Annotated in this window: 10 protein-coding genes; 4 read left to right on the top strand and 6 right to left on the bottom strand. The window is 39.1% G+C overall.

The annotated features are described in order from the left end of the window. Nucleotide 1: 1 nt before the first annotated feature. Nucleotides 2-532, bottom strand: coding sequence for a DUF305 domain-containing protein (locus OQ268_RS13910; RefSeq protein WP_056095405.1), 531 nt, complete (start codon nt 530-532; stop codon nt 2-4). Nucleotides 533-690: 158 nt separating this feature from the next. Next, on the bottom strand, nt 691-1,887 hold the full coding sequence (locus OQ268_RS13905) for a sulfite oxidase (protein ID WP_008245487.1): 1,197 nt from the start codon (nt 1,885-1,887) through the stop codon (nt 691-693). Nucleotides 1,888-2,560: 673 nt separating this feature from the next. Here OQ268_RS13905 and OQ268_RS13900 point away from each other — a divergent pair. Beyond that, nucleotides 2,561-3,601 carry a S41 family peptidase gene (locus tag OQ268_RS13900; protein WP_265856902.1) on the top strand — a complete coding sequence of 347 codons (1,041 nt, stop codon included), beginning with the start codon at nt 2,561-2,563 and terminating at the stop codon, nt 3,599-3,601. Nucleotides 3,602-4,144: 543 nt separating this feature from the next. Here OQ268_RS13900 and OQ268_RS13895 read toward each other — a convergent pair. From OQ268_RS13895 to OQ268_RS13885, 3 genes are read right to left on the bottom strand one after another with little or no spacing between them, the layout of a single operon-like run. Continuing rightward, nucleotides 4,145-8,014 carry a beta strand repeat-containing protein gene (locus tag OQ268_RS13895; protein WP_265856900.1) on the bottom strand — a complete coding sequence of 1,290 codons (3,870 nt, stop codon included), beginning with the start codon at nt 8,012-8,014 and terminating at the stop codon, nt 4,145-4,147. An 11-nt stretch (nt 8,015-8,025) separates the two neighbouring features. Further along, on the bottom strand, nt 8,026-9,384 hold the full coding sequence (locus tag OQ268_RS13890) for a hypothetical protein (protein WP_265856899.1): 1,359 nt from the start codon (nt 9,382-9,384) through the stop codon (nt 8,026-8,028). A 59-nt stretch (nt 9,385-9,443) separates the two neighbouring features. Next, nucleotides 9,444-11,447: a hypothetical protein gene (locus OQ268_RS13885; protein WP_265856898.1), complete on the bottom strand. Its 2,004-nt coding sequence runs from the start codon at nt 11,445-11,447 to the stop codon at nt 9,444-9,446. A gap of 840 nt (nt 11,448-12,287) precedes the next feature. Here OQ268_RS13885 and OQ268_RS13880 point away from each other — a divergent pair. Genes OQ268_RS13880 through OQ268_RS13870 form a run of 3 tightly spaced genes read left to right on the top strand, consistent with a single transcriptional unit; the run spans nt 12,288 to nt 15,195 of the window. Beyond that, on the top strand, nt 12,288-13,472 hold the full coding sequence (locus OQ268_RS13880; RefSeq protein WP_265856896.1) for a glycosyltransferase family 87 protein: 1,185 nt from the start codon (nt 12,288-12,290) through the stop codon (nt 13,470-13,472). Further along, the gene (locus OQ268_RS13875; protein ID WP_265856895.1) at nt 13,469-14,401 is read left to right on the top strand and encodes a glycosyltransferase family 2 protein; all 933 of its coding nucleotides are present in this window, start codon (nt 13,469-13,471) and stop codon (nt 14,399-14,401) included. Before OQ268_RS13880 ends, OQ268_RS13875 begins: the two co-directional genes overlap by 4 nt. Then, a complete protein-coding gene (locus tag OQ268_RS13870; protein WP_265856894.1) occupies nt 14,401-15,195 on the top strand; it encodes a polysaccharide deacetylase family protein in 795 nt (264 codons plus the stop codon). Before OQ268_RS13875 ends, OQ268_RS13870 begins: the two co-directional genes overlap by 1 nt. Here the strand turns inward: OQ268_RS13870 and OQ268_RS13865 are convergent. Further along, nucleotides 15,185-16,939, bottom strand: coding sequence for a S8 family peptidase (locus OQ268_RS13865; RefSeq protein ID WP_407674010.1), 1,755 nt, complete (start codon nt 16,937-16,939; stop codon nt 15,185-15,187). The two genes, OQ268_RS13870 and OQ268_RS13865, sit on opposite strands and share 11 nt — an antisense overlap. Between the last annotated feature and the right edge of the window lie 450 nt (nt 16,940-17,389).

Here is a 17,389-nt window from a genome sequence, read left to right as displayed (position 1 = left end):
GTTAATGGGAGTTTGTAAATGTCTTCATTTGTTGGATTTCTATCTGTTCATCTGAGATAATATTCTCGGCCAGTCTTTTTACATTTTTATTTTTTCCATACCGCAACTCAACTTTAGCCATGTCGATGGCAGCCTGATGGTGAGGAAGCATTATCCTTGCAAAGGACAGATCAGTATCAGACAATTGTTTTTCTTCAGGCATTTGTTCCATCATCACTTTCATCATCTTCTGGTTGGCGTTTTGATGTTGGTTGCCTGTAGCGATAAATCCTTCAGGATGGCTGAGCAGGAGTCGCATTTGCTGAATCTGGGTTTGTTGCTCAGCTTTGATACTTTTAGCTAGCTGAATCATTTCTTTATTTTTTCCGGTCTTAATCTCTTCTTCTGCCATATCAATAGCACCCTGGTGATGTGGGATCATCATTTGTATGAAATCTCTGTCTGCAGATGTGGTAGCTGATATTTCATCCATCTTCATCATCATATGAGCCATTTGCCCAAGGAAGACATTTTTTTTAGTTGCCATTTGCATGTGTTCATGTTGTGCTCGTGCAGAGAAACTAGCAAATAGTAGAAGTATAGACGTGAATCTGATCATGGTTTGATGTAGAATATTAATTGTGATAAACTGTTTATGCCAAACAAGCCTTATGCGATAACCGCAAGATCCTGAAATTTGTTCTTATTGAGCTATATTACATCTACATCAATTGGCGAGATAAAATTAACCATGTAAGTTCTTCTGTCTAAATCATGCTCCATGGGTTGCGTTTTGCCATTTTGATCTGTCGCTCTAGCCATTAAACTATATCTTCCAGTCTTAGCAGGAACCACCCATTCAAATTCAAATAGCTGCCAGGCGAAAGGGATAGCAGGACCAATTAATTTTGCTGGTTGCCATGAATTTCCTTTATCCGTGCTTATTTCTACTTTCGATAGGTTACTATCACCTGACCATCCTGCACCCCTTACTTGATAAGGTTTTCCAGCCGGCACCGCTTCAAACAATACCGGCCTTGATATTTCAGACTTAACCAATGTAGTGGTTACGGGCGTCAAGGTAGGTAGTCCTTCAACACGCTTCCAGTAAGCATATTCAATCGTCTGCCAATAGCCATCAAACGGCTTTTCAGATGCAGTAATTTTCATCAGCCATTTCACAGATGCCATACCATACCATCCTGGAATAATTGCCCTTGCCGGGAAACCATGTTCAGCACTCAATGGTTTTCCATTCATTTCATAGGCGATGATGATGTGATCCTGCATTGCTATATTTAACGGAATGCTTCGGGCGAATTTGATTTTTCCTGGTGATTTCGGCTCTTCTGTAATCATCCCCTCATCATTCCCTTCCAAAATAATGTCTACCGTACCCACCTTTATGCCAGCCTTCTTTAACAATACGGATAAAGGTACTCCTGTCCATTCAGCATTGCTGATCCCACCTTGTTCCCATCCTAAACCCTTCACTTTTGGGGCGAGGTTAGCACGTCCGTTTCCGGCACATTCTATAGTAGCCATTACCTTTTTTGCAGGAAGCTTTTTAAGTTCGCTCAGATTGATCTTTATGACATGATTGGTGTTGCCGCCAATCTCTAATTCCCAATTTGTAGCATCAATATTGGGAATATTAAAATGACTCCTGATGAAGAACTGGTTATTTGGAGTAATCCTGTTTTTTAACGTAGGAAATGGAAACTCCATATTTAATGGCTTTTTCTCTCGCGTAATAAGTCCTGGAAAGTCATTGTCTTCTCTGGTTTGTTGAATCTCCTTCGCCGAAGCCCAGGATGGTATTGTTGCGCCAGCTATCACCGGGATAATTCCAGTAACAAAGTTACGTCTGTTTAACGTGTAGTTTTGTGATGTTTTGTCGTTTTTCATTTCAATAAATGTAGGTGATTACAATATAGCCAAAAATCTCTCATAGGATAACTTGTATTCTTCCTTTTTCTTGATGGTTGAAAGGAAACAACTGTAGACTTTACTTCATCGCTGGCCTGCTAGAAAAGACACAATAGTTCTATAACTGTTTATCAAATACTCATCTCAATTTCTATCAAAAAACGGTCGTTTCTTGATAATACAAAAATGGGCGAAACAATTCATTGAAGAGGCTATTGGAATAGATTTCAAAATGATAAATTCCTTGGTAAAACTTATAGTAATTTCTTTTTACGATACTGCCTTTCCACCTTATTGTTTAACAAATTCTCAAAATCAACTATCGCTTCGCAATGCTCATAAAAGTTCGAACTTCCGCGGATTGACTCTACATTAATTATCAAGCCTTTAGACTTAAAAATCTAAAGGCTTTTTTCTTTGCTAATGCATTTCAAACGCTAAATGAACAGTTTACATCTTTGCCATTAAGTTACGTAATGTGTATGGAAATATATTATAATTTGAACAATTTCATTTTTTCATCCCAATAAATTGGGCAAGCGTGAAAACTATTTGCAATAATCCATAAGGTTGGGATAATTTTACAGGGGTTTGGGATAAAATAAATTGCAATTATCACAAATAAGATCAGATTTACTGAAAACTATATCTTATGAAATTCCTATTGAAATTTGCTGTTTTCTTTTCGTTGATCATCCCTACGCTTTTTGTATATAGGCAAGCTAATGCATCTCCTACAGATAGTGTAAAGCTTTTGATTGATACTACATTGAGCTTTGCCAAGACTAAATCTATCTTCCGTGAAAAAGTGAATTGGTCACAGATAGAAAGTCAGGTACGTGCAAAGGCAGCAGGCGCTAAAACCGTTAAAGAAGCGATACCTGCAATAAAATTATTATTTGAAATGCTAGGCGACCACCATGCTTTTATGAACTATCAAGGCAAATATTATTCGTGGCGGGTGCCTAGCAAGGCCATTGATACTCCGACTTACAAAAATCTAATTGAAGCTACAAAACAGGAACCGACTTTAAAAAGCCAGATGCTGGCAAAGGGTTATGGTTATTTGCTTATTCCTGCAAACAACCCAAGAGCTAAAGGAGATCAGGATCGGATTGGTCAGGAAATACAAAGTGCCTTAAACAAACTTGATCCTAGTAAATTAAAGGGATTGGTGATAGATCTTCGCCTGAATACGGGTGGAGCAATGTTTGCCATGTTGGGCGGCATAGCCAACCTATTTAAACCAGGCAACTTAGGCGCATTTGTTGGTGCCGATGGCAAGGAAGATGAGAGCTGGGGTGTTACCCCTAACAGCGCTTACTCTGGAAAAGATACCTACTGCACAATTGCAAATATCGGCGCTCCCGCCAGTAATTTAAAGGTTGTCGTCTTGCTAAGCCGATTTACGGCCAGCTCTGGTGAGGCGGTGGCAATTTCCTTTAAAGGACGTAAAAACACGATGTTCATCGGCGAAAATACCGGAGGTTACACTACTGCAAACGATTCTTTCTGGTTGGCATATTCATTAGGTGTGTTTATGTCTACTGCCATTGAGGCTGACCGGAATGGGAATGCATACTGGAAGGATGTGCAACCAGACCAGATCATCATTGGCGGTGATAATTTCGAGAACCTTAACGCTGACAAAAAGATTATTGCTGCATTAAATTGGTTAAAAACAGATAAATAGGGTGCAATTTTTTAATGAATAATATTAGAAAACTTTGCATAAATGTGCGTTATTCTGTTCCTCATCAACCACTGGAAAACAGAAGCAACTACTCGATTTAATTAATTTAATGCTAAAGCAGAAGGTTTTTGGGAAATCTTGGCATTCCAACCGATTATTAATAGGATTAGAAAGCACAAGTGATAGCAAATTTGGATAATTGATACTACTTCTTCATCCCTGAAAACATAACTTCCAAAAGATCGACCAAACATCCCTATCTATTTGTGGTATAAAGCTGATCTTATTAGAAAACCCAGAAATCCAAGATAATACTGAGACAGCGGAGCTAAATTGAGCGCCATAAGATTTTAAAAAACACAATAAGTAAAAATTTCACTGAGGTAATTTTCGCAAAGCGCTTTATTGGCATGTTAATCGGATCTCTTTGCGATTGACATGCCAAATATGTAGGCAAATTTTAAATCGTTACACATGAATGCAATTTGAGCTCACAAGAAAAAAGCAAAATTTCAGAATGGTGACGCTAACTTATCTTACATTCTAATTTGTCGCAACTGTTGCGTTCACTCTACTCCTCATCGAAGGATTTACTGGAACAAAACAAGAATTTAAGATTACCACCACCGCTACACGACGACTTTCGCATCCATTTACTGTTTGCGAGGCATAGTAAGTTGCGCCGTTAATCAATAGCGTATTTAATGCCAATGCTGTCCCATTCGCTGGAACATCGTACCACTTAATATTACTTCCTGATGCAGTCAACTTGGCGACAGTAGCTTGTGAACCTATACATACCGATTGATTATTGGCTGTAATTGGAACTACAGTACGTTGGGTAACGGTGATCTGGTCGTTTACAATACAACTTGTGCTTCCTTGATAGTTTACATCAACGCGATAGGTACCAAAACCAAGTGTGCTGATATCTAGCGTACTGTCTGTGCCTAGAACACCACTGTGCGCTGGGTCACCAATTTTAGTCCAGCTGTAGGTTGTACTCGGGCCACCATAAAATCCTTGTGCATTTAAGGTATAAGTTGTTGGGATAGCTGCATCAAACTCATTGCATTCCAAATCATTGCCCAAACCGATTAATCCGGTACTTCCACTCGTTAAAAAAGAAATATTGTTATTGCCGCCTTCATTAACACTGTTCCGCTCAAATGATAGTGTGACACCACTTGCGTTGATGTTCCTAACATAAACAAAATCAAACTTGTCATTTCCAGCGAGAACGTTTAGGTTTGCTGAAGTTCCAACTATGGATGAATATATTCGATTAAACTGACAAGGTGTACCACTTAAGTAAAGCATATTATCAACCGTTTGTGTGCTACCTGCGGTTAGTGTTGTTGTAACCTGGTTCTGATCAATCTCTAAAATCTTCATGTGGTTATTACCGCTAACCGTAGTACTTTTCCTCAGCCATACGCGATTATAATTGGCGCCACCTCCAACGAAATTACCTACTGCCCCTGCCCTCATTATTATATCGTGCCACTGGAGGATGGTACTTTCCGAAGTAAAAGTAGTACCCACTGAGATAGTACTTCCAATCGCATTAAGTATTCCTAAACTTCCTTTATATGTAAAAGACGTAGTAATATTGATTTGGGAATTGGAGATGTTTAAGTTTCTACTTGGCACGTCATATGAAAAAAAGCTTCCTAATTCTGCATTATTTCCATTAAAACTCAAACTCCCAGAACGAAATTGTATGCCTGCAAGATTTACGAGTTTTACATAATCTTGAAATATCCACCCCCCTGTTGGATTATCGAAATCGAGTCCAAGTCTTGAAGATGATCCATTAAATAAAATCGATTGAGCAGCAACTGAAGATTTAAAATATATCGTATTGCTTGTAGAAATCCACGACATGTTTTGTCCCATCGTCATTGATCCATAGCAGAAGATATTTTGATCGGAGGTGATGGTGGCGCCAATAGGAGCACCTGCTGTCCAGATCATATTCTTAAAGTAGGCTGGATTAGTATTTACCGTAATTGCTATTGCTGACGTACCAGGTCCAGAAAATTGGTTGAAAATGACATCATCATATTGGTTGGGAACACAGCCACCGGATGGCGAACCATCAGCATTTGTACTCCAGTGTAAAGGATCGTTCCATTGTCCAGATCCGCCGATCCAATAGAGCGTTTTGGATGCTACTCCGGCGAATGTCCAACCGTTATTGCCTCCCAAATCAACCCCTGTTGCATTAAAGGTATTTCCTCCAATAGCATCAATTCCTTGCATTCTAACGTTATGAATGACAACTGGTGTTGCCGATGGTGGCATACTTATGGTACCATTATTTCCATTATCTATAATTTCTGCCATTGGCGCACAATCGAAACTGCCAGCAACCAGTTGCTGAGCTATTGTTTGCATATGCGAAATTCGGGTAATTTTGCTTGACGCTAACTGTAATATCTGATAGTTTTTTTGACCAATGATAGTTAAATTATTTTCAGCCACTACCTTATTAAAAATCAAGTCATAACCGACAAATGAAGCGGAAATACTTTTGAAAGTTAGATTGTAGAAATTTTGCCCTGTAACGGTGTTGAAATTACCACCACCGCCACTATCTCCACGTACAATGATATGGCTGGTACCAGGATCTAGAGAATAATTGGCGGTAGTTCCGCCATTTATGTTAGTTATCCAGTTCACCACACTAAATTCTGAGCTGCCTAGAATAAGTGTTCGCGGACTATTTTCGTTAACAAATGATTCGGCCGACCGAAAGACGCCTTGCAAAAATATATTTTTACTATTGGTATTTAACGTTCCTTTTTCTAGCCACATTCCATAATCTACGGCCCCTGTTCCTGTATCGAAATTATCTTGAAAAATCCACCCTCCAGAGCCAGAGAAATAAGTATTAGTTCGCTGCAATACCCCATCAAAAACAAGTGGTTCGGAAGGGTCTGAGGATAAGTACCTTGTTGTTGGAACACTATAGTTCATTCCGTTCTTCCAGGTACTTGCGCCGAAAATATTTAAACTTGAAGAAGCTCCACCTGTAATGGATAAAACAGCTCCCGCCCATCCGGTTACGGTAATATTATGACAGTAACCTTGAGCCGAAGCGCCGATATTTACAGGAACAGATGCATTAGAGTTGCTATCGAAAATAACATTGTCGAACTGAGTAGGAATACAATAGCCTCCAGGACCACCAGATAAATTGGACCAGTTTGCTGTGTTGTTCCAATCGCCGCCTGAACCACCAACCCAATAGAGGGTTTTAGGTATGGGAGATGTAAATGTGAAACCCAAATTCCCTCCATTATCTACGCCAACCACATTTATTGTACCTCCGCTTGCCGCCATATTCGTGATTCTGGCGTTAATAACATTGGTTATCCCAGGTACAGTCAATGTTGCTCTCGCCGACGGGAAGGTAGTGGTGCGGATTTCGGTCAATCCCTCACAGTCTGGTGTAGTTGAAGTTAACACTCCCGACAAAACCTGATTGCTACCTCCCGTAAACTCGTGAATAGCTCCTGGAGATAAAGTCAAATTCCTGAAATTATTGTTGCCGATAATGGTGAACTTACCTTTTAATAAAAAACTCACATCGTTGAAAGTGCAACCAGAACCACCACTAAAATTTGTAGCACTCGGACTTTCAACATTGACGTTATACCAGGTCAGTCCAGCCGTAGAAGCAAAACCAATCGAGCTTAAAATGATATAAGAAGTACTTTTAACATTAATAGTACTAGTGCCGGCATTAACAGTTGCCCCTGCTGAAGAGTTCCATGAGCCCGAACAATTTACAATGGAAGCCCCTAAGTTTACATGACCATTATGAACGAAATTAATGACGTTGAGTGTATGTCCATTGGTACTTAATGTTGCACCTGCATTTACATAAAGGAAGCTTGCCGCGATCCAGGGACCTAGTAGAGTATAACTTCCGCTACTTACTATCCAATTAGAACTAATTGTAGTTACACCGTTGGGCGTAATAGTTGCCGCTCCAACTGATTTTAGAAACACATCGCCGGTTTTGACCCAAGATGTATTATTTGAAAAACTGATAGACCCAAATACGTTTAATGTAGCAGCACCAGCAAACCGAGGACTATTTCCAGTAGCCGTTGTAGCCACAATAAAGTTTTTGCTGAAAGCTTCTAAACTAATGGTGACAGTATTGGTTGCTGTTGACGTTCCGAAACCTGAATTATCGTCGAAAATCACATGATCATTGGAAGTTGGTACTGCAGGAGCAATAACTCCACCGCTGTTACCTGAAGTTAAAGACCAGTGACTAACTTGTGACCAATTTCCGGCACCACCAAACCAATAGTAGGTATTTTGCGCACTTGCACTAATAGTGAAACAGAGCATTGCCGCAACCAGTAAAAACTTATAGAGAGGTGAATTCTTCATTAATTTTAATGCTACAATACTTTAAATACTAAATTCATATAAGTTTTAGCACCAACAGTACCTGTAGCTAAAATTTTATAGGTTAGCAGTCCGCTTGGGCTTAATGTAATACTGGAAGGATCAAATACCGTATTATCAAAATAAGTTACAAAATAACCTAAAGCAGTGGCAGGTAGAACTGGCAGTGCTCCAGCTCCCGTGCTTTTAATAGCTGTTCTGCTGGCACCCGAAACGTCTCCAAACATGCCAAATTGTTCACCATAAACTGCATATAGGTCAACCGTGAATGTTTGATTACCAGCATCATAGGTAACATGGTTAGGTAGGTCGATATTGCTTGTTGGCATTACCATCGAAGGAGCGTAGAAGAAACCGGGCATTGCCGAAGTACCTATCACTAACTTTCCGTTCGCATCAACATTAACTGGTCTAACAGCACCTCCTACTGGTGTCGCAGCACTATTTAGATCTTTAATCAACACTGCGCCGCCATCTGCATACAATGCATATGGATTGCTCCCGGTAGCCTTTGCATACAAAGCATAATTACTAAGCGAACCGGTTGAGGTATTATTCGCTTCAAAATAGCCACCTATAACCTGGTTAGCCTGGCTTAACGAAAGATTATAGTCTGCTTTTGCCAGCACGCCAATTTGAACAAGATTCAGCCCTACAGATGACCCAGTGATAGCTCCAAATTGTCCTCCAATATACTTTTCCTCGTTTAAGTTCCTTAATGTAAAAATACTTTTAAGTCCAGTAGTGATGCCATCGAATGGTGTACCAAGTTGTGTATTCGTGTTTAGTACCGTTCTTGTATTCTCTATGCTTAAATAATAATCCCTAATGTCAGGGTCTAGGGCGCCACCGCCATCATTATATCTTAATTTAATTCCATTTTTGTTGATCACCGTTGACCTCGTGGATGGAAACGGCAACCCTTCAGACCCGCTCATAAAACTCAGTTCCTTGTTATTAAGGAATATTTTGCTATCATGATCTAGTGTACCTCCTAAACCGGCCTTAGTTCCGTTCAACTCAAGTCCATTATAGAACGTATTATCTGTCAAACGTATCCACTTTCCTTCAATTAAACTCCAATAATAGTAGCCTGGCATTACATCTCCAGCTGTATTAGTATTAAAGACTGTTAGCGCATTCGCAGGAGAAGTAACCGGGGCTGCAAGTGTTGTACTTGTCAAATTAACTCTCGGGATTAATAAGCCCTTATTGTTCGCTTCTAATTCAAGCAAGGCTGAGGCATCTTTTATAGTTGGATTTTCACCTATTTTCTGTGAAGTTGTTTGTGCCCCTGCCGTGTAGCCAAGAGCCATAACTAAAGCCGTTACGATTATGATTTTATTTTTCATTATAACTTTATGGGTACAATTGCGCAATTGATTGTTTATTAGCTTACCTGTTTCCATCATTAGTCTATTTTATACCAGGCAATTCCATCACTTTGAATTCGAATAGTAGAATTAACGTTTAGCGTTGTAAAACTTGTAGTCTCAGAAATTTTAATAGCCTCGCTAAAGGTTAGTAAATTACTCGTCTCATCTGTCTTACGAATAACCAGTATACGGCCCAAACTCGAACTTGCAGTTGGCAGGGTTAACGTAATTCCCCCTGTTGTAGCATTAACTAAAATCGTATAATCATCGGCCGTAGTAGTATAACCAGCGGTTATCTTAATGATATTAGATTTGATACTTGCCGCTGATAAATCTTTCCATATCAACTGGGCATTTGTTGTGCCGTTGGTTGTTAACACCTGGTTTGCCGCTCCTGTATTGGTAGGAAATTTATAGGTTTGTACACCACTAGGATTGAATTGTTTACCAAAAATAAATTGAACACCATCGGTTTGAGTAGCATTAACAAAAGTTCCTTCGTTACTTGTTATATAATTCTTGCCTGTACCTAGAAAGGCTTCTCCTTCTTTAGCCGAAAGAGAAGCTTCTAACCCTGTAGCCTTATCTTGGTAGTTAACCATTGCTCGTCCAGGGGATAATTCAAAAACTCCGAATTTAGTATCTACTGCATTACTAAAGCTCGAAACTAATCTGCCTACACTTAAAAAGCCTCCGCTGCCCGATACTGTTGGAACAATATTATCATCTGCAACTGCAATGATATTGGCCTGGTCATCATTATTTGTTTCAAACCGATACATCACCCCAGCATCTACTTTATTTACTAATATATCGCCCTTTACTTCTAATTGTTTAGCGGAAACCGCGTCTGTGGAAGAAAACCCAACTGCAACCTTTCCATTTTGATAAATGTTCTGACTATTTAGTGTAGCTTTTGTAGATGTGTTTTGAACATTCCAGGGGCTAACGTCACCAATCAAACTTGATGCTGAAATGGCTTTTAATATTCCATCAGGATCAGCCATAACAACTTTATCAGTTGACAGATTTGCAGTATAAGCTGGTAAATTCAAATCCCTTATTTTAATGCCTCCATTTGCAATATCTAACCGTTCGGATGGTACAGTGGTTCCAGTTCCGATTCCAATTTTACCATTGTCGCCATAGATCCACCCCCCAATATTTAGTTGGTTGCCTGTTGTATTGCTAATAGCGGTAAGCGCAGTACCAATTAATATGTTGTTATCTGAATTGAGCGAACCACCAACATCACTACCAAGCAAAATATTGTTCTGCCCATTTACATCACTTCCCGCTGAAGAACCAATAATTACACTTTTGAAATTCTGCCCGTTCCTTCCTGCGCTTGATCCCACAAATACATTTCTACTCCCAAAGTTAGGAATCACCCTACTTTGTTCAGCTCCGGCAAATACGCCTATATAAACACCAGGGTCTACATCCAATCCAAAAGTTGAAGTGCCAAGTTTACTTCCTGCATTCCATCCAATAAGTATAGCCTCTTGTGTGTCTGCATTTCCCCCAGCAGACTGACCAATCATGATGTTATTATCACGGTTAGATAAGTTCGTCGACTTTCCTGAATTTTGCCCGAACAGAATATTCCCAGAACCTGTACCAGCACTCGTGCCATTACCTAGTACACCTGCGTCTTGCGTGATGTGATTGTTCCCACCAACCATCCGTACGTCTGCTTGTTCATCATTTAAGCTTACCCATTTAGCTTGTGCCAAATTCCAATAATAGTAGCCTGGCTTCACATCTCCAGCTGTATTCGTATTAAAAACGGTTAGTGCGTTTGCTGGAGAAACCACTGGGGCTGCCAAAGCGGTACTTGTTAAAGCAATACGCGGAAGCAATACTCCTTTGTCGGTAGCGGTCATATCTACCACAGATGATGCAGCAGGATTATTCGTACCAAAACCTTGTTGGGCTTGCACTATCTGACTTAAAGCACCTACTATAAATAAACACAAAAGAGCACTTCTGATAGCAGTGTGTTTAACGTTGAGGATAGACATTGAAAATATATTCATAGTAAACTTTGATATTATTTTTTATAATTTTTTAATGATAGGCTTAATAGCCCTACCAGGATGTAAATAGCCAGACATCTAGCACTCGTAAAGTCTTGCTTGAGATGATGCCGATTTTGTTGGTACTCATTCCTTCTTGTTAGCCGAAATAACACTGCGAATAAACCCAAATTGGTATGCGTTTTTTTATGTAAGTGTTTTATATTTAATAAAACCGTTGACATATTTGATTTTTATTTTGATATCCAATCCGGACTTGTCTATTTCTATTTCCGGCTATACACGAGAAAACAGTAGGCTTTAAAATCACTACTTGTTTTGGTTTATTACTTGTTCGAACCATAGAATACTTCATATTTAACATGTTGAAATAAACATTTGCACAATCTATTCTAATGACAAACGATATACCACGAAGACAGAATACCCTTGTTGAGACGCTCATACTACTAAAGGCAAAACCTTCGATGTTTTATTTCCTCACTTTGGGGAAAAAATTCATCAACATTAATAGTTAATTAACATTTTCTGCCTTTATATATTTCTTATCTCAGATTGTCAAGTTTTATTCGCTAATACTATCAAGGGAATAATCTAAATAAGTCATCCTAAACCTTATTTACATGCAACGTAATCAAAACACCAATTAAACTCCCTTCTCATCAAACCATTATACTTTTGGCGGTGGAGATACGCTAACTATCCTTCATGTTTAAAGTGTTTGAATAGCAATGAGTAAAAAATTTAACAAGCTGAAAATCGCAGCTGGATTTTGTGATTTGAGCAATACTGTTTTGAGCCAGATAAACTCAAAATAGCTATATTGCGGTTCCATTTGTTATGAGTATTTTTAAAAAATCGACGCTAGAAAAAGTATCAGCGCTGCTGCTAACCAAACAGTGTGTAATTGGAGTTTATATATTATTGGCCATTATAGCTGGGTCGAAGCAGTATCTGCACCATTCTTACAACAATTACCTCATATTTAAGTACGTTTTCAACCATACCGAATCGCTTCAAAATCTTTATCTTACTTATCCCGAATATAAGGACAGCAACCACTACGGACCCATTTTTTCTCTAGTAATTGCTCCATTCGCTATCCTTCCAGATGGCTTTGGGATGATTCTTTGGAATATGGCAAACGTATCGATATTGCTCTGGGGAATTTTCAGCTTGCCTTTAAGTGAGCGCAAAAAGATACTTATGGCATGGATTTGCGCACACGAAACCCTTACTGCTTTGTTTAGTTTTCAATTCAACATCGCGCTAACAGGCTTCATTTTGCTAAGTTTCGCTTACATCAGCAAAAAAGAAGAAGTTAAGTCCGCCTTTTTTATTGCACTCGGCACTTTGATCAAGCTATACGGTATCGTAGGACTTGCATTTTTCTTTTTTAGCAAGCAGAAATTAAAGTTTATTATTGCTGGCATTGCCTTACTGGCCATTCTTTTCTGCCTTCCAATGCTTCTATCCTCACCTTCTTTTGTAATCCAATCCTATGGAGACTGGTACAATTCTCTGGTGCATAAAAATGCCGACAATGCTTCTTTAACTTCGTTTCAGGATATATCTGTGATGGGTATATGCCGTAGGGTAACTGGCAATGCAGAACTTCCAAACGCACCTTTTTTGTTAGGCGGCCTGGCAATATTTCTTTTACCTTATTTGCGTATTAAGCAATTTAAAAATAGAGCATTCCAACTAATGCTTTTAGCTTCTACACTATTATTTACCGTTATTTTCAGCAGCGGATCAGAGTCACCCACCTACATTATTGCTTTTACTGGTGTAGCCATTTGGTATGTAATTCAAAGAAGGCCGCAAGATACCTGGATAATCTCACTATTCATTTTTGCCTTTATTTTAACAAGCCTATCGCCAACCGATCTTTTTCCAAAGGCCGTAAAGGAATTTGTTCGTCTATATTCGCTCAAAGCCCTACCTTGCGCTATTATTTGGTTGGTGATTATCTATCAAATGCTAAGAGAAGATTTTGAAAACTATCTGATTGATCTGAAATGAATAAATTAGTTTCTATTGTAATCCCAGCCTATAACGAGGCCGACAATATTTTTGTATTAATAGACAGTCTTCAACAAGTTTTCGCTACCATTGATTATAATTTCGAAATTATTTTGGTTGATGATGGCAGCGCCGATAAAACATTGGAAAAAATTAAAGAACTTGCCAACACAGCTACCAATATTTTCTTTTTGGAATTTTCGAGGAATTTCGGTCATCAGCTGGCTGTTAAAGCAGGAATGGACCATGCCTTTGGCGATTGCGTCATTTCAATGGATGGGGACATGCAGCATCCACCAGAACTCATACCATTGATGATCCAGAAATGGGAAGAAGGAAACGAAGTGGTTTACACCATTAGAGAAGAAGATAAATCTTTATCTAAAGGAAAAAGAAAATCATCTAGTTTATTTTATAAAATTTTAAACTGGCTTTCCGACATCGACTTAGAGCCAGGCGCTGCAGATTTCCGCCTATTAGACCAAAAAGTGGTTAACGTTTTTCGAAATTTCCACGAAAACGAACCGTTTCTACGTGGATTGGTTAAGTGGCTAGGATTTAGGCAGTACGCCATCAGGTATAATCCTGCTCCACGCTTTTCAGGATCTAGTAAGTATACGCTAAAGAAGATGTTTAGACTTGCACTGCATGGGGTAACTTCATTTAGCATAAAACCACTGTACACTGCAGTCTACCTTGGTTTTATTTTATCTTTTGCATCTGTGCTATATGTGCCTTATGTCATCTTTGCATTCGTGAACAACGTAGAGGTTTCGGGTTGGGCATCTATGATAATGACGATCGTTTTTTTTGGTGGTTTGCAACTCATCATTCTTGGTATTATCGGCATCTATGTTGGCAAAATGTTCATGCAATCTAAAAACCGCCCCAACTATATTATTCGTTCAACAAATATTTCCCCTAAATAATGGTATTGCTAAGTTTTGATATTGAAGAATTTGATATGCCTTTTGAATATGGCAAGCAAATAGACTTTGCAGATCAGATTGCCATCTCCAGAGCTGGCACCATTTCCATTCTCGATCTGCTTGATGAATATCAGGTAAAGGCAACCTTTTTCTGCACCGTAACTTTTGCAGAAAACATACCTGATCTTATAGAAAGAATTATAAAAAGCGGCCACGAATTGGCCTCGCATGGCTACTATCACTCAGATTTTAAACCAGCTCACCTTTTACAATCTAAACTTAAGCTCGAAGAATTAAGTGGAACGTCGATACTGGGCTATCGCATGGCCAGAATGATGCCCGTTGATGAAAACGAAGTCAAGAAAGCTGGCTATGTTTATAATACATCCATCAACCCAACTTATCTTCCGGGTAGGTATAACAACTTTAACATTTCCAGAACTTATTTTAACAAAAATGAAGTACTACAAATACCTGCTTCGGTAAGTCCGCTAGTTAGGTTTCCATTGTTTTGGCTCTCTTTTCATAATTTGCCTTTGGGCATTTATAAGTGGTTAGCCAATATTACTTACAAAAAAGATGGCTACCTAAATATCTATTTTCATCCATGGGAGTTTACAGATCTAAGTGATGTAAATCGTTTTGGTTTTCCAGCGTATGTACGTAAAAATACTGGCCCGAAAATGATAGACCGAATGGATCACTTTATCGCATGGATTAAACAAAAGAATTACCCGTTCGGCACTTTTAAGGATTTCATCAATATTACAGATAGCCGGAAAACTAATATGTAGCAGCTAATTTTAAGGCATTGTAAGCATTTACAATACCACCACTTACACAAATATCACTAAACGGCACCCGCACATTCTCGCCTCTTTCATTTTTATACTTCACCTTATGGTTTACGGGGGTAACAGATTTCATAATAATCTCTCTCACCTGTGCTGGTGTAAGTTTTGGATAGTAACTTAAAATTAATCCCGCTAAACCAGCAACCACTGGCGAAGCCATACTAGTACCATCCAGGGCTTCATATTTCCCATCTGGAACAGTAGAATTAATCAAAAAGCCTGGAGCAAATACATCTACATTAAATTTTCCATAGTTAGAAAAATCTGCCTTTAATGTTTCATCGTCTGCATAGGCACTTGCACCTACTTCTATCCAGTTGTTTGCATGTGGCAGCTTGTACTTGGCAGAGTCTATTGGGGCAGGCTTCAACGAGGTATTGTTGATCGGGGGACGCATACCCATCCCATTTTGATTGGGTTTAGGTGGTGTAAAATCCGGGCGACTAGGTTTTTTATGTGCCAGCTTGAAAGCTTCAGCCTCCGCGCTTTCGTAATATTTATTAGGGTAGTTCTCCTCTATGTCATTACTTTGATTGTCGTTACCAGCAGCATGTACTAATAAAACGCCCTTAGTTTCAGCATACTTTACAGCATCATCTACAATTTTTTTATCCCATTTGTAAGCTTTCCCAAAGCTCATATTAATCACCCTCGCACCATTATCAACCGCATAGCGTATTCCATTGGCTACGTCCTTATCTCGCTCGTCGCCGGTGGGCACAACCCTAATTGCCATAATACGAACATTGTTTGCAACACCCATTATCCCAACCGAATTATCTCTTTGTGCACCAATAATACCTCCAACATGTGTACCATGCTGGGCATCGGGCCCTTTTACATCATTATTTCCATAGTTACGGTCCTTGCTGTCAGCGTAATTATCGCCAACCAATTCTGCCCGCATGTCGTATTTAGGATTTAAGTTGTATTTAAGCATGGCATCGTATTGCGCATACCCGTCCTTAATGTTTTTATAAAACTTCTCAAAACTCCCATCATCCTTACTCCCTTTTCTGATGATGGTTTTAATCTGCATTTCCACATCATCATCAGTTTTATAACGCTCAATATCTTCATAAGAAGGAATCTGCTTTTTGTTTGTTTTGGCTACCGAATCCATTAATTTATTTATGGCCAAAAGCACTGAGAACGTATTACTTGCATCTTCATATTTCTTCCCGAAATCCCCAATCATCCGCTTATAAAGTTTGTATTCTTCCTTCTGGGTACTATCCAATGGGGTTAGGTTAGTAGTAGACTGATATTTTGGGGTATAAATTCTTAACAATCTAACCAATTCCAGGTTGTCGTATTGCAAATTACCTTTCTTAGAACCAATAAAATTCCATCCATGCACATCATCAATATAACCATTTCCATCGTCATCAATACCGTTCCCAGCAATCTCCTTCTTGTTAACCCACAATACCTGCTTCAAATCAGGATGAGAAATATCTATACCACCATCGATAACGGCAACTACAATCTGTTCCTTTGCTTGTTTATCTTTGAGAAGTTCCCGGTAGGCTTTCTCCGTACTGATTCCAAAATATCCATTCTCGGTCAAATCCAGATTAAACCAATTCGGTGGCAGTTCTACATTCTTTTTTTGAGCAAAGCCAATGCCTCCACAAAACATTAGAAAACTTAGGAGAAATAACTTTTTAAAGGTCGAAATCATCATAACACTATCTACGTAATATTACAATAATACGGTTTTATTGCTTCGGGCAAGGCAGATTTTACAATTTTTAACAATCACATTAAGAGTTAGCCAATATACCTCCTAAATATGTTGTAGGGCAAGGTCAATGCCATGTATGTTAGGTTCGGTCCCGCTGTACCTCCAATCTTTTTGCGGGCGGTGTTGCCGGCGGATTGGGCATGCCACAAAAAGTATTTCCGTCCCATCGGGCCTAGATGGCAGGAACAGTAAAAGTATGTTCGGAGTAGCGAAAGTCCAACCGACTACCCGATGTATTTATAGTTTCAGTAAGTATGCTTAAGCGCCAATTTTACGTTGCATAATTTGAGCCATCTACTTTGAACCTTGAACTTTCAACTTTGAACTTTCCATTTTCCACTTTGAACTTTCAACCTTGAACTTTCAACTCTGAACTTTCCACTTTGC

The sequence above is a fragment of the Pedobacter sandarakinus genome (assembly GCF_026240095.1).
GTDB lineage: Bacteria > Bacteroidota > Bacteroidia > Sphingobacteriales > Sphingobacteriaceae > Pedobacter > Pedobacter sandarakinus.
The sequence above is the reverse complement of the archived record's forward strand: the minus strand, read 5'-3'. Positions and strand labels throughout refer to the sequence as shown.